This window comes from Clostridioides sp. ZZV14-6009 (genome assembly GCF_020658095.1).
In the GTDB taxonomy this organism is placed as follows: Bacteria; Bacillota; Clostridia; order Peptostreptococcales; family Peptostreptococcaceae; genus Clostridioides.
In genome coordinates this window covers 1-20,756 of record NZ_JAGWDG010000014.1, presented here as the reverse complement: position 1 = coordinate 20,756, position 20,756 = coordinate 1, and the positions used below count along the sequence as shown (strand labels likewise).

The following is a 20,756-nucleotide window of genomic DNA, read 5'->3' as shown; positions in this document are numbered from 1 at the left end:
AGGAGATGGTTTTGTGAGAACTTTAATAAAACATGGGCTTATAGTAGATGGCAATAAAACACCAGCATATGAAGGGGATATTTTAATAGAAAACGAAAAAATATTAAAAATATCACAGGATTTAAACGAAGAAGCTGACAAAGTTATAGATGCAAAAGGTAGAGTTATATGTCCAGGTTTCATAGATACTCATAGCCATTCAGACCTAGTGATTTTAGTTAATCCATATAATGAGGTAAAGATTAGACAGGGAATTACAACAGAAGTGTTGGGCCAAGATGGAATATCTATGGCCCCTCTACCTCAAGAGCATATATCTTCTTGGAGAAAAAATTTAGCAGGCCTAGATGGTGAAAGTGATGAAATTGATTGGAAATATGAAACAACAGAAAATTATTTGAAAATGATGGACGAAAATGGGGTGGGATTAAATGAAACTTATTTAGTACCTCATGGAAACGTAAGAATGGAAGCAATGGGACTTGAAGATAGACCTGCCACTAAAGAGGAAATTCAAAAGATGTGTGAAATCACAGAAAGAGAATTAAAGGCAGGAGCTATAGGATTGTCAACTGGACTTATATATATACCTTGTGCGTATTCATTGACAGAAGAAATTATAGAGATGTGTAAAGTAGTAGCAAAATACGATGGAGTATTTGTAGTTCATCAAAGAAGTGAAGCAGATACGATTTTAACATCAATGGAAGAAATTATAGAAATTGGAAAACAATCAGGAGTAAAAGTTCACTTCTCACACTTCAAGGTTTGTGGTAAATCAAATTGGAAGTATATACCTCAAGTTATAGAACTTTTAGAAAAAGCAGAAAAAGAAGGTATAAGAGTATCATTTGACCAATATCCTTATGCAGCTGGAAGTACAATGCTTGGAGTAGTTTTACCTCCATGGGCACATTCAGGAGGAACTGATAAATTAATAGAAAGATTAAGTGATGAAAACGAAAGAGCAAAAATGAAAAAAGATATAGCAAATGGAATCGAAGGTTGGGATAACTTTATAGAATTTGCTGGAATAGACCAAATCTTTGTAACAAGTGTAAAGACAGAAAAAAATCAAGATACAATTGGTAAAAGCCTACTAGAAATTGGAAAGATGAGAGGCAAAGACCCATTAGATGCAACGTTTGATTTATTGAAAGAAGAAGAAAATGCAGTTGGAATGGTAGATTTCTATGGATTAGAAGAACATATAATAGGTTTTATGAAAAGAGACGAACAAAATGTATGTACAGATGGTCTTTTAGCAGGTAAGCCACATCCAAGAGCATATGGTTCTTTCCCTAAAATACTAGGAAGATATGTTAGAGAATTAAATGTACTAACAGTTGAAGAAGCTGTTTACAAAATGACTAAAAAAGCAGCAGTAAGCTTTAGTATAAAAGATAGAGGGGAACTAAAAGAAGGATATTTTGCAGACATAGTTATATTTGACAAGGATACAGTTAGTGGATGTGATGATTTTATCAATTCTATGCAATATCCTACAGGTATAGATTATGTAATTATAAATGGAAATTGTGTTGTTGAAGAAGGAAAATACAATAAAATTAAAGCAGGAAAAGTACTTAAAAATTAAATCTTAGCTTTAAGGAGGAATAAATTTATGATTTTAGTGGGGAATGGGAGGCTAATAAGCCAAGATTCTTTAAATCCCTATATGGAAGATGGATGTGTTGTAATAAATGACAATCTGATTGAAGATATAGGTACTACTGAGGAAATGAAAGCGAAATATCCAGTACATGAATTTATAGATGCAGGCAAGAAGATAATCATGCCTGGTCTAATAAATTCACATATGCATATATACAGTTCATTTGCTAGAGGTATGGCAGTTCCAGGAAAACCATCTGAAAACTTTTTAGAAATATTAAACAATTTATGGTGGAGACTTGATAAACAACTTACACTAGAAGATACAAAATACAGTGCATATGCAACTTATATAGAATGTATAAAAAATGGTGTCACAACAGTTTATGACCATCATGCAAGTCCAAATGCAATTGAAGGTAGTTTATTTACAATATCAGATGTTGCAAAAGATTTGGGGATAAGAACATGCCTTTGTTATGAGGTATCTGATAGAGATGGTGGAGATACAATACAACAAGGCATCAATGAAAATGTAAATTTCATAAAATATGCTCAAAAAGATGATACAGACATGATACAGGGAATGTTTGGTCTTCATGCTGCATTTACATTGTCTGATGATACATTAAATAAGTGTGCTTCAGAAATGGCTGGTCTTGATACAGGTTATCATGTACATGTTGCTGAAGGATTAGCAGACTTACAATACAATGTAGATAAATATGGAAAAAGAGTTTTAGAAAGATTTAATGATTTTGGTGTGCTAAAAGAAAAGACTATAGCAGTTCATTGTATATATATAAGTACAGATGAAATCAATCTTTTAAATAAAACAAATACCTTTGTAGTTCATAATCCAGAATCTAATATGGGAAATGCAGTTGGATGTTCTCCTGCAATAGAATTACTAAAAAGAGATGTTACAGTAGGTCTAGGAACTGATGGATACACTAGTGATATGTTTGAATCGTTAAAAGTTGCTAATATAATTCATAAACACCGCTTGAGTGACCCAAGAGTTGGATTTGGAGAATCACAAACAATGTTATTTGATAACAATAAAAAAATAGCAAAAGCTTATTATAAAAATGACCTAGGCATACTTAAAAAAGGAGCTTATGCAGATGTTATAGTAGTTGATTATATACCACACACTCCATTGACAGAAAACACAATAGGGGGACACATCATATTTGGAATGAGTGGAAGAAGTGTGGACACAACTATTATAAATGGAAAAGTACTTATGAAAGACAGAAAATTAGTAAACATTGATGAAGAAAGTATTCTAGCTAAGAGTAGAGAACTAAGTCAAAACCTATGGAGTAGAATCTAAATAATTGATATTAACATACAAGTAAGAAACAAGAACTTAACTGTTAAGAATAGAATTTAGACAAAAGTAGAATTTAAATGAAGTATATAGATAAAAAATATATGGAATAGAATATTAAACTAAATATAGAAGGGAGACCCAACATGTCTCAAAATGAAAGCCCTAAAATAGCTCCAGTAGATGAAAGGTTACCTGTATCCAAATCTTGGGTATTTTCACTACAGCACGTTTTAGCAATGTGTGCAGGAGCGGTAGCAGTTCCTATGATGATAGGAAGTGCTGCACGACTAGATCATGCTAGTATTGTTTTTTTAATAAATGCTTGCTTGTTTATGGCAGGTATAGGAACACTCATACAAAGTGTTGGTATAGGAAATATTGTAGGCGCTAAAATACCAGTAATTGAAGGAACTAGTTTTGCCGCTGTGGCAGGTATGACAGCAATAGCCTCATCATATAGTGATTCTCAAGTTGCAATACAGACAGTATTTGGCTCTGTAATAGTAGCTGGACTGTTTTGTATATTACTTGCTCCAGTATTTGAAAAACTGATAAGATTTTTCCCTAGTGTAGTTACTGGAACAGTTGTTATGGTAATAGGTATTTCACTATTCCCAGTTGGGATAAAGTGGATAACTGACAACAAATTGGAAGCGGTTGAACCAAACTCATTAGCATTAGCTTTAGCAGTATTGGCGATAACTTTACTTTCATTTAAATTCTTAAAAGGAATTTGGAATAGTACAGCGATATTGGTAGGTATAGTACTTGGTACATTACTTTCTATGGCAGTTGGAATGGCTGATTTTAGTGCAGTAAATGGTGTTGGATGGCTTAATCTAAATGTGCCTTTAAAATTTGGAATGCCTAGATTTGAACCATCTGCAATATTATCATTATGCTTAATTATGTTAGTACTTATGACAGAATCAGTTGGTAATATGATAGCTATTCACGAAATGGTAGACAAAGAGGTAACTGGTAAAAATATTAAAAGAGGTCTATTTGGAGATGGAATATCTACAGCTTTATCTGGGATATTTAATTCATTCCCAATAACTCCATTTGGTCAAAATACAGGAATTGTTGGGCTTACAGGTATAAAATCAAGATTTATTGCAGTTTATGCAGGGGTAATATTGCTAGTGCTTGGTTTCTTACCAAAGTTTGCAGCCATAATAGGAGCAATACCTAAGCCTGTTCTTGGAGGAGTAGGATTTGCAATGTTTGGAATGGTAATGGTTGGAGGAGTAAAAACTCTAAGTAAAGTAAAATTTGATGGAACTAAAAATGGAGTGATAGTAGCAGTTAGTGTTGGGTTATCTATGATACCACTGACAAATCCTGATTTCTATCATAATTTTCCAACTTGGGTGCAAACGATATTTCACAGTGGAATAACAACAGGAAGTTTATCAGCAGTACTTTTAAATATATTCTTCAATGAATTAGGTTCAAAAAAGGAAAAAACTCCTAAGACTGAAGAAGCAAAATAAGATGAAATAAACGAAAAGCAACATAGACAAAAGAGTATCTAAGCTAAATATTAAAAAATATATTTAATTAAGGGAGAGATAATAATATGGCTAATTTAAAAGTTAATTTATATGGAATGGAATTCTTAAATCCAGTTATGACAGCGGCAGGTCCTGGAGCAAAAGATGGTGATCTCTGTCAAGAGGCAGCAAAAGGTGGAGCAGGAGCTATATGTACAAAAACTATATCTGTATTAGCAGCAGATGTACCAAGACCATGTATGGCAAAAACTAACAGTGGTTTCTTAAACACAGAATTATGGTCAGAGCTTCCAAAAGAACAATGGATAGAAGAAGAATACAAAAAAGTAAAAGCAGCAGGTCTTCCAGTAATAGTAAGTATGGGATATTCAGCAGAACAAATAGCTGAGGTTGCACCTTTAGTAAAACCTTATGCAGATGCAGTTGAATTATCTACTCATTATGTAGGTACAGACGTTGCTCCAATAGTAAATGCTTTAAAAGCTGCAAAAGCTGTTTTAGATGTACCAGTATTTATGAAAATGAGTCCTCATACTGATATTCAAACTATTGCAAAAGCTGTTGAAGAAGCAGGAGCAGACGGACTTGTAATGATAAACTCATTTGGACCATGTATGGCAATAGATGTAAACACAGGATACCCTATAATGGGAAGTAAAGCTGGATATGGATGGCTATCAGGAGCTCCAATAAGACCACTTGCAATAAGATGTATATATGAAGCTTCTCAAGTTGTAAATATACCAATTATAGGTGTTGGTGGAATAACTTGTGGAAAAGATGTAGCTGAAATGATGATGGCAGGAGCAAGTGCTGTTCAAGTATGTACAGAAGCAATCCTTAAAGGGCCTTCTATATATGGAAAAATTGCTAAAGAATTAAATGATTTCTTAGATGAAAATGGATATGCTGATGTTAATGAAATCAAAGGATTAACTCATAAGAAAATGGCAGCTAGAGGATTTAGAACTCATGCAGTAGCTCCAGTTGTAGATGATAATAAGTGTATCAAATGTAAACAATGTGTAACAAGCTGTGTATATGAAGCTCTAGAAGTTACAGATAAATTAAATATAGATGTGGATAAGTGCTTTGGTTGTGGATTATGTGTAACTAGATGTCCAAAAGGAGCTTTAAGCATTTGCTACAATCAAGTAGAAGCTGTTAATGAATAATAAATATATAGAATTTTAGTAATTAACTTAGAGTAATAGATATATTAGGATAATAAAATATATTAGATAAGCAAGTATTATATTTTAATAATACAACATGAAGTTAATAATTTTATTGAGTTGATTTAACTAAACATTAGTTTAACTAAATATTAATTTAATTAGATATTGGTTTAATCTAAATATAGATTTATTGTGTATAAGTGCAATAGTCAAATTACTTTAAGTTAATTTCTTCAGATAAAATAAATTGATACGTTATAAGTAAGGTGGAGTCTATATGGGAATTGTTTTAAAAGGTGGGAAAGTAGTAACAAGTGAAAAAACTTACTGTGCAGATGTAAGAATAGAAAATGAGAAAATAGTTGATATAGGTGTTGATATATCAAAAGAAAATGATGAAATAGTTGATGTTAGTGATTCTTATGTTATACCAGGAGGTATAGATACACACACTCACTTTGACTTAGATACAGGAACTACTAAGACAGCAGATAACTTTGAAACAGGAACAAAAGCTGCAATAGCTGGAGGTACTACTACTATCTTAGATTTTGCTACACAATCGAGAGGTTGTTCTTTAAAAGAAGGATTAGATGAATGGCATGAAAAAGCTAGAGATAAATCTTATTCAGACTATGGTTTTCACATGGCTATAACAGATTGGAATGCTTCAATTTGTAATGAAATGGAAGATATGGTGAAAGAAGGAGTATCTTCATTTAAATTGTATATGGCATATAAAGGAAGCCTTCAAGTTGATGATGGTGTTATCTTTGAAGCTTTGAGAAAAGCAGAAGAAGTAGGAGGAATTATTGGATTCCATTGTGAAAATGGGGATATAATATGTGAACTTGTGGATAAAGCAAAAGAAGAAAATAACTTATCTCCAAAATATCATCAATTAACTAGACCAGCTATATTAGAAGCAGAAGCTACTTCAAGACTTATGAAGATAGCAGAAGTTGCAAATTCTAAGGTGTATGTTGTTCACCTAAGTTGTAAAGAATCTTTGGAAGAAGTTCTAAAAGCTAAGCAAAGAGGAGTAGATGTGATAGTTGAAACTTGTCCTCAATACCTTCTATTAAGTGATGAATTATACGATTTAGATGGATTTGAAAGTGCTAAATATGTAATGTCACCACCTTTAAGAGATAAAGAAAATAATGAAATTTTATGGAATGCTATTTTAAATAATCAAATAGATACTATAGGTACAGACCACTGTTCTTTTAATTATAAGGGGCAAAAGGAACTTGGAATAAACGATTTCAGTAAAATTCCTAATGGTTCTCCAGGTGTGGAACATAGGATGAGTCTTTTATACACATATGGAGTCTGTAAAAATAAAATATCTATCAACAAGATGGTAGAGGTAACATCAACTAATGCCGCTAAATTGTTTGGAATGTATCCTGAAAAAGGCACTATAGAAATAGGTAGTGATGCAGATATATTAGTTTTAAATCCAAATAAAAAATCTAAAATAGAAGCAAAAAAACAATTACAAAATGTAGATTATACGCCTTATGAAGGTTATGAAGTAGATTGTCAAATAGAACATGTTTATTTAAGAGGAAAAGAAGTTGTTAGAGAGGGAGAATTAATTTGTAATACTCCAAGTGGGAGATATATAAAAAGGCGTCTAACAGAGGAGGCTAGAGAATGGTAGAATTTATATTAAACGGAGAGAAAGTTGTTGCAAAAGAAGGTAAAAAACTTTTAGACTTCCTTAGAGAAGATATGAATATAACTTCAGTTAAAAATGGCTGTTCAGAAGGTGCTTGCGGAACTTGTATGGTTATAATAGATGGTAAAGCAACCAAAGCATGTGTATTTAAAACTGATAAATTAGCTGGAAAAAATATAACAACTATAGAAGGATTATCAGAAAGAGAAAGAGATGTTTTTGCATATTCTTTTGCCAGCCAAGGAGCTGTTCAATGTGGATTTTGCATCCCAGGTATGGTAATTAGTTCAAAAGCACTTATAGACGTTAATAATAATCCTACTGAAGATGACATAAAAAAAGCTTTAAAAGGTAATATATGTAGATGTACAGGTTATGTAAAAATAATTAAAGCTGTGAGTTTGGCAGCAAAGATATTTAGAGAAGATATAGATGTGCCAAAAGTAAACTGCAAAGGTCTAGTTGGTGAAAGTCTTCACAGAGTTGATGCAGTAGGTAAAACACTTGGATACTCTGAATATGTAGATGATATAAGATTAGAAGGTATGATTTATGGTTCAGCAGTTAGAGCTAAATATCCAAGAGCGTTAGTTAAAAAGATAGATATAGAAGAAGCAAAAGCTTATCCAGGAGTTGTTACAGTTCTTACAGCTAAAGATATTCCAGGAACTATAAAAGTAGGTCACTTAAAGAAAGATTGGGATACATTAATCCCAGAAGGTGAAATAACTAGATATTTAGGAGATGGAATAGTTTTAGTAGCAGCAGAAACTAGAGAAGCATTAGAAGAAGCGAAAAAACTAGTTAAGATAGATTATGAAGAATTGACACCTTTAAGTACTACAGCAGAGGCTCTTAAAGAAGATGCTCCAAAGATACATGAAACAGGTAATGTACTTGTTAAGGAACACTTAGTAAGAGGAAATGCTGAAGAAAAAATAAGGAATTCAAAATATGTTGTAACTAAAAAATACACTACACCTGCAACAGAACATGCATTTTTAGAACCTGAATGTGCAGTAGCAGGTCCTTATGAAGAAGATGGAGTAATAATTTACTCAACAGACCAAGGAGTATTTGCTACTCAACATGAATGTGCAGATATGTTAGGATTACCACATGAAAAAGTAAGAGTGATAAATAAGATGGTAGGAGGCGGATTTGGTGGAAAAGAAGATATGAGTGTTCAACACCATGCAGCCTTACTTGCATACCACACAAAGAGATTTGTAAAAGTACAGCTTACAAGAAAAGAAAGTATTATTGTTCATCCAAAAAGACACGCTACAGAAATGGAATTTACAACAGCATGTGATGAAAATGGATATCTAACAGGTATGAAAGCAACTATAATATCTGATACAGGTGCTTATGCATCTCTTGGAGGGCCAGTATTACAAAGATTATGTACTCATGCAGCAGGACCATACAATTATCAGGATATTGATATAACTGGAACAGCAGTATATACTAATAATCCTCCTGGGGGAGCATTTAGAGGTTTTGGAGTTACACAAAGTTGTTTTGCTACAGAATGTAATCTAAATTTACTTGCTGAAATGGCTGGAATATCACCTTGGGAAATAAGATATAAAAATGCAATAAGACCTGGTCAAGTTTTACCAAATGGTCAATTTGCAGATGAAGGAACAGCAATGGCAGAAACATTAGAAGCTGTAAAAGAAGAGTATGAAAAACACCCACGTGCAGGTATAGCTTGTGCAATGAAAAATAGTGGTGTAGGGGTAGGTATACCTGATGTGGGAAGATGTAGATTGGTAATAAAAGATGGCAAAGTTCATATAAGAACAAGTGCTTCTTGTATAGGTCAAGGTCTTGGTACTGTTATGACTCAAGTGGTTTGTGAAACTGCTAATTTACTACCTGAAAACATAGTACATGAAGTTCCAGATACTCACTTGACACCAGACTCTGGTAATACTACAGCTTCAAGACAGACCGTGTTTACAGGGGAAGCTACTAAGGTTGCATCAATTAAGTTAAAAGAAGCTTTAGCAACTGGTAAAGTATTGTCTGATTTAGAGGGAGAAGAATTTTACGGAGAATATGCAAGTGTTACAGACAAAATGGGTTCTGATAAAGAAAATCCAGTAAGCCATGTAGCTTATGGATATGCAACACAAGTTGTAATGCTAGATGAAAATGGAAAATTAGAAAAAGTAGTAGCAGCACATGACGTAGGAAGAGCTATAAACCCAATCAGTTTAGAAGGGCAAATAGAAGGTGGAGTTGTTATGGGTCTTGGATATGCCTTAACAGAGGATTACCCAGTAGTTAACTCTGTGCCTACAGCTAAATTTGGTACATTAGGCTTATTTAAATCTACAGATATACCAGAAATACAAGCTGTAATAGTTGAAAAAAACAAAGATTTATTGGCGTATGGAGCAAAAGGTGTAGGAGAGATTTGTACAGTTCCTACTGCACCAGCAGTGCAAAATGCTTATTATGTATTTGATAAAGAGTTTAGAACTGAACTACCACTTCAAAATACGCCATATAGTAAAAAAAAATAACAAAAAAATAAATATTAAATAAAAAAAATCAATTAAATTGTAAATAAAAAAAACCCTTTTGCATAAGGTATATTTTAAATGATAGAATATACATATACAGGAGGGTTTTTCTTTTATAAAATAAGTTTAATAAAATTGAGAGGTGAGCAAAATGAATTTTAATAATAGTCTAGAGTTAACTCAGTCTCAGAAGCTAATAATGACTACACAACTTAAGCAATCATTATCAATATTAAATATGAGTAAGTTAGAGTTAGAAGAAGAGATTAAAAGGGAAGCAGAGAATAACCCATTAGTCGAAGTTGAGAAAAGTGGGGAAATAAATTGGGAAGAATATATAAAAGATATGGAAAAATCAAGACGTTTAGATAGAACAGAAATAAGTTATAATCCCGACAATGAAGTTAATCTAGAAAATTTAGTTAAATATTCGTCAAATTTATATGAGGATTTGAAGTTTCAGATAAGCCTATATAAGCTAACAGATAAACAAATGGAAGTCTGTGAATATATAATTGATAGCTTAGATGAGGATGGATATTTGAGAACTGAGGAAAAAGTAATTGTTGATACTTTAAAGATAGATGAAGAATTTTTTGAAAAATGCTTAATTAGTGTTCAGCAATTGGAACCTAGTGGAGTAGGTGCAAGAAGTCTTTCTGAATGTCTGATGATTCAAATGGCAAGCTTAGGAATATATAATGAAATTTTAGAGGAAATCGTTACAAAAGACTTAAATTTAATTGCAAATAATAAATATAAAGAGATAAGCAAAAAATACAATATGTCACTACAAAAATGCGTTGAACTAATAAATATAATTAAGACATTAGACCCTAAGCCAGGAAGAACATGTTCAGTAGAAAAAAGTGTATATATCCAACCAGATGTAACAGTTGAAAAAATTGATGATGAATTTATTGTATATTTAAATGAAAAAGACTCCTATCAAATAAAAATAAACAGTTATTATAAAGACATACTAAAAAATTCACAGTCTGATGAAAGTGCAAAAGAATTTATAAAAGAAAGACTAAATTCAGCAACAGGGCTTATGAAAAATATAGAAAGTAGAAAGACTACAGTACTTAGAATTGCAGAAGAAATAGTAAAAGCACAAGATGAATTTTTGCGAAAAGGAACAAAATATATAAAGCCTTTAAAAATGAAAGACATAGCAGAAAAATTAGATTTTCATGAATCTACTATAAGTAGAGGTGTAAATGGGAAATATATGCTGACACCTTTTGGAGTATATGAATTTAGATACTTTTTCAGTAGTGCTATTGAAACAGAAAACCATGAAATGGCATCTAGTACAAGCATAAAAAAAATTATAAAGGAAACAATAAAAGACGAAAATAAAAAGAAACCTTTAAGTGATGACCATATATCTAAGCTATTAAAAGAAAAAGGAATCAATGTTGCAAGAAGAACAGTTGCCAAGTATCGTGAAGAATTAGGAATTTTGTCTTCAAGTAAGAGAAAAGAATTTTAGTAAAATAAGGGGAAAAGGCCAATTACAAGACAAATGAGCATTATATAAATGAATTTAAGTATTGGAAAGAAAATTAAATATTAGGAAAAAATCAGGAATTATAACGATAACTAGAGTTAAAAATACAGAGATAAATAAACTGTTATTGTTAATTTTGAGAATATAAAAATAAAAACATAAAGTATAAAAACAAAGACATATAGAATCTAGCAGAGTAGAACATATAAGATTGAGTCAAAATATTAGAATAAAAACCATAAAAATATATGGAAAAAATATTATATAAAAAAGAAAAAATACTGTACTTTGAAAATGGTGGAGAAATTGCTATAAAACAAAAAAATAAAAAAGTTTTTGAAAAACTATTGAAATCTATACGCAAATCCTATAAAATAAAATTATCTTGTGGGACTGAAATAAACACTAGGGACAAAAAAAGTCCCTAAAGGAAAGCAATAAGGAGTATGTTATGAAGAACTTATTAGAAATTCAAAAGAAACTAATTCCACAGGCAATTGAACTTATGGAAAGAAGATACTCTATTTTAAGACAAATATCTTTAAGTGAACCAATAGGTAGAAGAACTTTATCAAATGTATTAGAAATTAGTGAAAGAATAATTAGGTCAGAAACAGAGTTTTTAAAAGAACAAGGACTTATAGATGTTGCTGTATCTGGAATGACTATCACTAAAGAAGGTTCTGATTTGTTAGATAAACTTAAAGACATCATGAGTGACATCATGGGATTGTCTAAGTTACAAGATAGGGTCAGAGAAAAGCTTGGAATAAAAAAGGTAATACTAGTTCCTGGAAGCTGTGATGAAAATGGAAGCTTACTAAAAGATGTAACTAGATATGGATGTGAGCATTTCTTAAGTATTTTAAAAGATGGAGATATCGTTTCAATAACAGGGGGAAGCACTATGTTGGAGTTTTCAAACGTTATTAAAACTGATAAAAGGTATCCAAATTCTACAATAGTGCCAGCTAGAGGAAGCATGGGAACTGATGTAGAGATGCAGTCTAATAGTATAGTTGCTTCAGTAAGTAAGAAATTACACTCTAATTGCAAACTTTTACATATACCAGATGAGCTGGACGAGAGTGCAATGAAAACTCTTAGCCAAGTGCCAGAGATTAAGACAACTTTGGAGTATATTAAAAGAACAGACATTTTAGTTTTCAGCATAGGTAGAGCAGATGTCATGGCAAAGAGAAGAAAACTTCCAGAAGATAAAGTTAACGAGATATTATCTAAAAATGCAGTTGGAGAAGCATTTGGATATTATTTCAACAAAGATGGAGAAATAGTTTACAAATTAAATACTGTTGGAATTGATTTAGAGACAGTTAAAGAAGTAAAAGAAACTATTGCAATCTTTGCAGGAACAGAAAAGGTAGAAGCCTTATTAGCCATATCAAATATGCATAAAAACATGGTTCTTGTAACAGATGAAGAAAGTGCTTATAAGATATTGTCATTATTATAAAAGTCAAGAACTAGCATAGAGCTAGACAACATACATTTACTTTATAGGAGGTAGCGAAAATGGTTAAAGTAGCTATAAATGGATTTGGAAGAATAGGAAGATTAGCATTAAGAAAAATGATGGAGCAACAAGATAAGTTTGAAGTTGTTGCAATAAACGACTTAACAGATGCTAAAATGTTAGCTCATTTATTTAAATATGATACAGCTCAAGGAAGATTTAACGGTGAAATAGAAGTTAAAGAAGGTGCTTTTATAGTAAACGGAAAAGAAATAAAAGTAACAGCAGAAAGAAATCCTGCTGACCTACCATGGGCTGAATTAGGAGTAGATATAGTATTAGAATGTACAGGATTCTTTACTTCTAAAGATAAAGCAGAAGCTCATATACAAGCAGGAGCTAAAAAAGTTGTTATATCTGCACCAGCAACTGGAGATTTAAAAACAATAGTATTCAACACAAACAGTGACATATTAGATGGTTCTGAAACAGTTATATCAGGAGCTTCTTGTACAACTAACTGTTTAGCTCCAATGGCTAAAGTATTAAATGATAAATACGGTATAGAAAAAGGATTAATGACTACTATACATGCATACACTAATGACCAAAACACTTTAGATGGTCCTCATCCAAAAGGTGATTTAAGAAGAGCTAGAGCTGCTGCTGGAAACATAGTTCCAAACACTACAGGAGCTGCAAAAGCAATCGGTCTAGTAATACCTGCATTAAAAGGAAAATTAGATGGAGCAGCACAAAGAGTACCAGTTGTAACTGGTTCAATAACTGAATTAGTTTGTACATTAGGAAAAAATGTTACAGTTGAAGAAATAAATGCAGCTATGAAAGAAGCTTCAAACGAATCTTTCGGATACACTGAAGAAATGTTAGTATCTTCTGATATAATCGGAATAAGCTATGGTTCATTATTTGACGCTACTCAAACAAAAGTTATGGAAGTAGATGGAAAACAATTAGTTAAAGTTGTTTCTTGGTATGACAATGAAATGTCTTATACTTCTCAATTAATAAGAACTTTAGGATACTTTGCACAATTAGCAAAATAGTCAGCTTTTAGAAAATAGAAAAGTAGATTGACAAAGTCCGAGTTTGTAGTTTAACACTACGGACTCTGGACTTTTTTTAAGAAAAAATATATAAAATACACCTAAATAATGTTACATACTATATATAAAAATATGATAATATGATATATTTAATAGGGTAAAAGTATGTACTATATTATACTTGGCAATAAAAAATTACTTTATTAAAAGGAGAGATATTTATGTCAATGCTAAACAAAAAAACTATAGAAGATATTGATGTGTGCGGGAAAAAAGTATTAGTGAGATGTGACTTTAATGTACCATTACAAGATGGTGTAATTACTGATGAAAATAGATTAAACGGAGCTTTACCAACAATTCAATATTTAATTTCTAAAGGAGCAAAAGTTATATTATGTTCTCATTTAGGAAAACCAAAAGGAGAAGCTAAACCAGAATTATCTTTAGCACCAGTTGCAAAGAGATTATCTGAAATGTTAGGTAAAGAAGTTGTATTTGCAGCAGATGATAATGTTGTAGGAGAAAATGCAAAAAAAGCTACTGAAAAAATGGAAAACGGAGATGTAGTATTATTAGAAAATACTAGATATAGAAAAGAAGAAACTAAAAACGAAGAAAACTACTCTAAAGAATTAGCTTCACTTGCTGAAATATTTGTAAATGATGCATTTGGAACTGCTCATAGAGCACATTGTTCAACAGTTGGAGCAGGAGAATTTTTACAAGAGAGAGTTTGTGGATACTTAATTCAAAAAGAATTAAAATTCTTAGGAGAAGCTGTTGCAAATCCTGTAAGACCATTTACAGCTATACTTGGAGGAGCTAAAGTTTCTGATAAATTAGCTGTTATAAATGAACTATTAGAAAAAGTTGATAATCTAATAATAGGTGGAGGAATGGCTTATACATTCTTAAAAGCTCAAGGTTATGAAGTAGGTACATCTTTACTTGAAATAGATAAAGTAGAATATGCAAAAGAAATGATGGAAAAAGCTAAGGCAAAAGGCGTTAATTTATTATTACCAGTAGATGTTGTTATGGCAGACCACTTTGCACCAGATGCAACTCCAATAGTAACAGAAGATGCTAATGTAAAAGAAGATTATATGGGACTAGATATGGGACCTAAGACTATAGCAAACTTTGTAAAAACTATAAAAGAATCAAAAACTGTAGTATGGAACGGACCAATGGGAGTATTTGAATTTGAAAACTTTGCAAATGGAACACTATCAGTAGCTAAAGCTATGGCAGAATTAACTGATGCAACTACTGTAATTGGTGGTGGAGATAGTGCAGCAGCAGTTAATCAATTAGGGTTTGGTGATAAGATGACTCACGTATCAACAGGTGGAGGAGCATCACTAGAATTTTTAGAAGGTAAAGAATTACCAGGTATTGCAGCATTAGATAATAAATAAACTACTATATAGAGGAGATTGTAAAATGAGAAAACCTATAATTGCAGGAAACTGGAAAATGCATAAAACAATAAAAGAAGCTTTAGAGTTTGTAAATGAAGTTAAAGGGAAAGTTAATGCTGATAAAGCAGAAGCTGTTATATGTGCACCATTTACTTTATTGAAGGATTTAAAAGAAGCTACTAAGGGTACAAATATAAAGATAGGTGCTCAAAATATGCACTTTGAAGAAAAAGGAGCATTTACAGGAGAAGTTTCACCTCTTATGTTAAAAGAAATAGATATGGACTATGTTATAATAGGACATTCAGAAAGAAGACAATACTTCAATGAAACTGATGAAACTGTAAACAAAAAAGTTTTAAAAGCTTTAGAAGTAGAAATAGACCCAATACTATGTGTTGGTGAAACTTTAGAACAAAGAGAAGCTGGAAAAACTAAAGATGTTTGTAAAGTTCAAGTTGAAAAAGCTTTAGAGAATGTTCTTAAAGATGATTTAGCAAAAGTAGTTGTTGCATATGAACCAATCTGGGCTATTGGAACTGGTAAAACTGCAACTGCTGAAGATGCGAATGATGTTATATCTTATATAAGAGAAGTTATAAAAGGATTATATGGAGAATTAGCTAATGAAGTTAGAATACAATATGGTGGAAGTGTTAAACCTTCAAATGTAGCTGAAATAATGGGTCAAAGTGATATAGATGGAGCTTTAGTAGGTGGAGCTAGTTTAGCTGCTAATGACTATTTAGACCTTGTTAATTTCTAAGGAGTGAAATGATGAAAAAACCAGTTGCTTTAATTATTATGGACGGGTTTGGATATAATAAGGAAGTTAAGGGAAATGCAATTGCTGAATCCAAAATTCCTAATTTAGACAGAATAATGAAAAAATATCCAAATACATTAATAAATGCTAGTGGTCTTGATGTTGGTCTACCTGATGGTCAAATGGGAAATTCAGAAGTTGGTCATACTAATATAGGTGCAGGTAGAATTGTATATCAAGATTTAACTAGAATAACAAAATCTATAAAAGGTGGTGACTTTTTTAATAATGAAGTTTTATGTGAAGCTATGGACAATGCAAAAGAACATTCTCTTCATGTAATGGGTCTTTTGTCTGATGGTGGAGTACATTCACATATAGACCATCTTAAAGCCATAATCAAAATGGCAAAAGATAAAGGTGTAGAAAAAGTGTATGTTCATGCATTTACTGATGGTAGAGATACTGACCCTCAAAGTGCATTGGAATATGCTAAGGAAGTACAATCTAGTATGAATGAAATTGGAGTAGGAGAATTTGCTACAGTTTCTGGTAGATACTATGCAATGGATAGAGATAAGAGATGGGAAAGAGTAGAGCTTGCATACAATGCTATGGTTAGAGGTATTGGTGAAAAAGCAACTTCTATTGAAGAAGCTATTCAAAACTCTTATGATAATGGAAAAAATGATGAATTTATAATGCCAACAGTTATTGTTAAAGATGATAAAGCAGTTGGAAGTATAAAAGAAAATGATTCAATTATATTCTTCAATTTCAGACCAGATAGAGCAAGACAAATAACAAGAGCTTTAGTAAGTGAAGAGTTTGATGGATTTAAAAGAGAAGAAATTAAAAACTTCTTTGTATGTTTAACAGAGTACGATATAACTATAAAAGAAGTGCATATAGCATTTGGTCCACAATCTTTAACTAACACTCTAGGTGAGTATTTAGCTAAGAATGGAAAAACTCAATTAAGAGCTGCTGAAACTGAAAAATATGCACATGTTACTTTCTTCTTCAATGGTGGAGTAGAAGAGCCAAACAAAGGTGAAGAGAGATTATTAATACCTTCTCCAAAAGTTGCAACTTACGACTTACAACCAGAGATGTCTGCATATGAATTAACAGACAAAGCTTTAGAAAAACTAGGAGAAGATAAGTTTGACTTTATAGTTTTAAACTTTGCAAACCCTGACATGGTAGGACATACAGGAAGTATTGAAGCAGCTATAAAGGCTGTTGAGACTGTAGATACTTGTGTAGGAAAATTAGTAGATAAAATAATAGAGCTAGGTGGAAGTGCAATAATAACTGCTGACCACGGAAATGCTGAATACATGTTAGACCCACAAACAGGAAAGACTGTAACAGCCCACTCTATTAATCCAGTGCCATTTGTGGTTGTTGGACAAGAATTTGAAGGTGCAAAATTATTAGATGCAGGAAGATTATCTGATATAGCGCCAACTGTTTTAGATATGATGAAGTTAGAAAAACCAGAAGAAATGACTGGTCATTCACTTATTTCAAAATAGTTAAATTTAAGTAAGTAGGATAGTAACTTACAATAAAATAAACTTAAAAAGTATTTTAGTTTGAGTGCATTTTATAAAGTTTAAATAAAATGATGTAAAAAATAATAATTAATATATATTATAAATATAAAGTCAAAAATTATTAGAATCATTAGTTGTACATTTTGTGTTTTATGTTTTAAATCTATCTATATATTTATGTATTGAAGATTGATTTTGAATAACAGATAAGTTAAAAATTATAAAAAATAAAATAAAAATAGAAACTTTTACAAATTTACCCATCAAATAAATTTGTATCTAATTTTCAAAAATAACTTTCTGTACTATAATATAATAAGTAGATTAAAACTAGTAGACGGATGTTTACAGTAAATGAAAATTTAACTAATAGAAAAATCGAAGGGAGATATACAAATGTCAGTTATTGAATTAGTATATGCTAGAGAAGTATTAGACTCAAGAGGAAATCCAACTGTAGAAGTTGAAGTAGTATTAGAAGATGGAGCAATGGGAAGAGCAATAGTTCCATCAGGTGCATCTACAGGAGCTTTTGAAGCTGTTGAATTAAGAGATGGAGACAAAGGAAGATACTTAGGAAAAGGTGTAGAAACAGCTGTTGCTAACGTAAATGAAATAATAGCACCAGAAATCGAAGGAATGGATGCATTTGACCAACCAGCTATAGATGCAATGATGATAGAATTAGATGGAACTCCAAACAAAGGTAAATTAGGAGCTAATGCTATCTTAGGTGTTTCAATGGCAGTAGCTAGAGCAGCTGCTGATGAAATAGGTTTACCATTATTCCAATACTTAGGTGGAGTAAATGCTAAGCAATTACCTGTTCCAATGATGAACATATTAAATGGTGGAGAACATGCTGATAATAACGTTGATGTTCAAGAGTTCATGATATTACCAGTAGGAGCTTGTTGCTTTAAAGAAGGTTTAAGAATGGGAGCAGAAGTATTCCATTCATTAAAGAAAGTTTTAGGAGAAAAAGGATTAGCTTGTGGTGTAGGTGACGAAGGTGGATTCGCTCCAAACTTAGGTTCAAACAGAGAAGCTTTAGAATTAATAGTTGAAGCTATAACAAAAGCTGGATATAAGCCAGGTGAAGATGTTATGTTAGGACTTGACGTTGCTGCTACAGAAATGTATAACAAAGAAACTAAAAAATACGTTTTAGCTGGAGAAGGAAAAGAATTAACTGCTGCTGAAATGGTTGCTTTATATGAAGACTGGTCAAACAACTTCCCAATAATAACTATAGAAGATGGTTTAGATGAAGAAGATTGGGATGGATGGAAATTATTAACTGAAAAATTAGGAAACAAATTACAATTAGTTGGAGATGACTTATTTGTTACTAATACAGAAAGATTAGAAAAAGGAATTGAAAATGGAGTAGCTAACTCTATATTAGTTAAAGTTAACCAAATAGGTACAATAACTGAAACTCTAGATGCAATAGAAATGGCTAAGAGAGCAGGATACACTGCTGTTATATCTCATAGATCAGGAGAAACTGAAGATTCTACTATAGCAGATTTAGCTGTTGCAGTAAATGCTGGACAAATAAAAACTGGTGCTCCATCAAGAACTGATAGAGTTGCTAAATACAACCAATTATTAAGAATAGAAGAAATGGTTGGAGAACAAGCTAGATACTGTGGATTAAAATCTTTCTATAACTTAAAAAAATAGTCTTCAAAGATTAAAAAGATAGTATAAAAGATTTTAAGTTTATCTTATAAGAAATAAAAGGGATGAGTGTTAATTGATTTTTCAAGGCACTTATCCCTTTTTGTATTTAAGTTATTATGAAGAAAATAAATAAAAGCTTTGAAATAATTGCTATAATTCAAAACTATAGATATATTTTGATTTAAATATTTTTCTTTCTAAAATTTATTAATTTTCCTATGTAAAAATACAGTAAAATCTTCTAGCAGTTTGATACCAGTTTTGTTTGTGATTTATAGCATAATAGTCTTGAAATGACTATATTATTGTGATACACTAAAGAGTAATGAAATTTAAGTAATAAAAAGATAGGAGGGGCAAGAATGAGCAACATTTTAATGGGTGTGCAAGTAGTACTAGGGATTTTACTAGTAATTAGCATAATGCCTCAAGATTCTAAGAATGCTTTACCTTCAGAGTTTGGTGGAGAAGGAAGTCAAGCTTACTTTAAACCAAAAGGAAAACAAGCATTTCTTGCTAGAGTTACAAAAATAACAGCAGTATTATTTTTTATAAATGCATTGGCACTACTTATAGTTAAGAAGTAGTGATATTGTTGAATAACTGGCCATTATTTAATTAGTGCATTTTGGTTACATTTAAAAATTAAATTTAGTTTTTAATAAAAGTACGTCAACATAAAAAAGTACGTAAAATAAAAGCTGGACTAATGATTTTATATTATTAGTCCAGCTTTTATTTTATGAATTGAGTTAGATATTTATAAAATAAATTTTTTAATATCTAGTTTTTAATATTCAGTTTCTAATATCTAGTTTCTAATATCTAGCTTTTAATATCTAGTTTAGATATATATAGCTTTGATATATCTAATTTTTAATCATTCTAGTATACACAATCAACTTGATGATTTGCAAAATAGATACCATACTAAGCATCATTATTAAAAAAAAGTAGGAACTATTAGTATATTGTGTATTTGTTAATATAAACTTTAATAAAAGAGTGTTGATTATTATTGTCAAAAGCCCCATTAATTTACCAAATAAATTATAGTTCTTTTTTAAAATGGTGTTTTGAATTAGCAATATAATTGCAATTATAGTAAAAGCGATAAGAATACCTATTAGAGCTATTTTAAGTGATTCAATAGGATAATCTCTTTCAAAGTTTCTGTTAGTGTATGTGACCCACCTGTGCATTCCCATTCTTGTATTTGCATATTTTTCAAAGACCTTACATCCTATTAGAAAAGCAATTTGAAATAGTATTGTAATACTATAGAGTATTTTCTTCATTAATATTTCTGCTACTCAAAATATGGTCAAATATATCCATATCGAGATTTTTCCTTCTTCACTGAACCTCGCCTTGCCTAAGCTA

Annotated in this window: 15 protein-coding genes; 14 read left to right on the top strand and 1 reads right to left on the bottom strand. The window is 31.3% G+C overall.

Annotated features, from left to right (window positions below; genetic code table 11):
* Nucleotides 1-13 precede the first annotated feature (13 nt).
* The 14 genes from KGF36_RS15240 (at nt 14) to secG (ending at nt 19,960) form a co-directional block, all read left to right on the top strand.
* On the top strand, nt 14-1,597 hold the full coding sequence (locus KGF36_RS15240; RefSeq protein WP_227828383.1) for an N-acyl-D-amino-acid deacylase family protein: 1,584 nt from the start codon (nt 14-16) through the stop codon (nt 1,595-1,597).
* A 27-nt stretch (nt 1,598-1,624) separates the two neighbouring features.
* The gene (ssnA, locus tag KGF36_RS15235; RefSeq protein ID WP_227854829.1) at nt 1,625-2,953 is read left to right on the top strand and encodes a putative aminohydrolase SsnA; all 1,329 of its coding nucleotides are present in this window, start codon (nt 1,625-1,627) and stop codon (nt 2,951-2,953) included.
* Between the two features lie 143 nt (nt 2,954-3,096).
* Nucleotides 3,097-4,449: a nucleobase:cation symporter-2 family protein gene (locus tag KGF36_RS15230; protein ID WP_227828385.1), complete on the top strand. Its 1,353-nt coding sequence runs from the start codon at nt 3,097-3,099 to the stop codon at nt 4,447-4,449.
* A gap of 86 nt (nt 4,450-4,535) precedes the next feature.
* The gene (locus KGF36_RS15225; RefSeq protein WP_227854828.1) at nt 4,536-5,645 is read left to right on the top strand and encodes a 4Fe-4S binding protein; all 1,110 of its coding nucleotides are present in this window, start codon (nt 4,536-4,538) and stop codon (nt 5,643-5,645) included.
* 280 nt (nt 5,646-5,925) lie between these two features.
* Complete coding sequence (hydA, locus tag KGF36_RS15220) at nt 5,926-7,317, top strand: dihydropyrimidinase (RefSeq protein ID WP_227842374.1); 1,392 nt, start codon at nt 5,926-5,928, stop codon at nt 7,315-7,317.
* Entirely contained in the window at nt 7,311-9,872 is a 2,562-nt protein-coding gene (gene xdh, locus KGF36_RS15215) for a selenium-dependent xanthine dehydrogenase (protein WP_227828387.1), read from the top strand. The genes hydA and xdh overlap by 7 nt, the downstream gene beginning before the upstream one ends.
* Nucleotides 9,873-10,023: 151 nt before the next feature.
* Nucleotides 10,024-11,370 (top strand): RNA polymerase factor sigma-54, encoded by a 1,347-nt coding sequence (rpoN, locus tag KGF36_RS15210; protein WP_227828388.1) that lies wholly within the window; start codon nt 10,024-10,026, stop codon nt 11,368-11,370.
* Nucleotides 11,371-11,839: 469 nt separating this feature from the next.
* Complete coding sequence (locus tag KGF36_RS15205; RefSeq protein WP_227828390.1) at nt 11,840-12,862, top strand: sugar-binding transcriptional regulator; 1,023 nt, start codon at nt 11,840-11,842, stop codon at nt 12,860-12,862.
* 59 nt (nt 12,863-12,921) lie between these two features.
* The gene (gene gap, locus KGF36_RS15200) at nt 12,922-13,929 is read left to right on the top strand and encodes a type I glyceraldehyde-3-phosphate dehydrogenase (RefSeq protein ID WP_227433773.1); all 1,008 of its coding nucleotides are present in this window, start codon (nt 12,922-12,924) and stop codon (nt 13,927-13,929) included.
* 221 nt (nt 13,930-14,150) lie between these two features.
* A complete protein-coding gene (locus KGF36_RS15195; protein WP_227839635.1) occupies nt 14,151-15,353 on the top strand; it encodes a phosphoglycerate kinase in 1,203 nt (400 codons plus the stop codon).
* A 25-nt stretch (nt 15,354-15,378) separates the two neighbouring features.
* Entirely contained in the window at nt 15,379-16,122 is a 744-nt protein-coding gene (gene tpiA, locus KGF36_RS15190) for a triose-phosphate isomerase (protein ID WP_227433775.1), read from the top strand.
* Nucleotides 16,123-16,133: 11 nt separating this feature from the next.
* Nucleotides 16,134-17,663, top strand: a complete 1,530-nt coding sequence (gpmI, locus tag KGF36_RS15185; RefSeq protein WP_413926888.1) for a 2,3-bisphosphoglycerate-independent phosphoglycerate mutase — start codon at nt 16,134-16,136, stop codon at nt 17,661-17,663.
* Between the two features lie 417 nt (nt 17,664-18,080).
* Nucleotides 18,081-19,373 carry a phosphopyruvate hydratase gene (eno, locus tag KGF36_RS15180; RefSeq protein ID WP_227433777.1) on the top strand — a complete coding sequence of 431 codons (1,293 nt, stop codon included), beginning with the start codon at nt 18,081-18,083 and terminating at the stop codon, nt 19,371-19,373.
* 362 nt (nt 19,374-19,735) lie between these two features.
* Nucleotides 19,736-19,960, top strand: a complete 225-nt coding sequence (gene secG / locus KGF36_RS15175; RefSeq protein WP_003421948.1) for a preprotein translocase subunit SecG — start codon at nt 19,736-19,738, stop codon at nt 19,958-19,960.
* A gap of 282 nt (nt 19,961-20,242) precedes the next feature.
* Here secG and KGF36_RS15170 read toward each other — a convergent pair whose 3' ends face one another.
* A complete protein-coding gene (locus KGF36_RS15170; RefSeq protein ID WP_227828393.1) occupies nt 20,243-20,671 on the bottom strand; it encodes a hypothetical protein in 429 nt (142 codons plus the stop codon).
* Nucleotides 20,672-20,756: the final 85 nt, after the last annotated feature.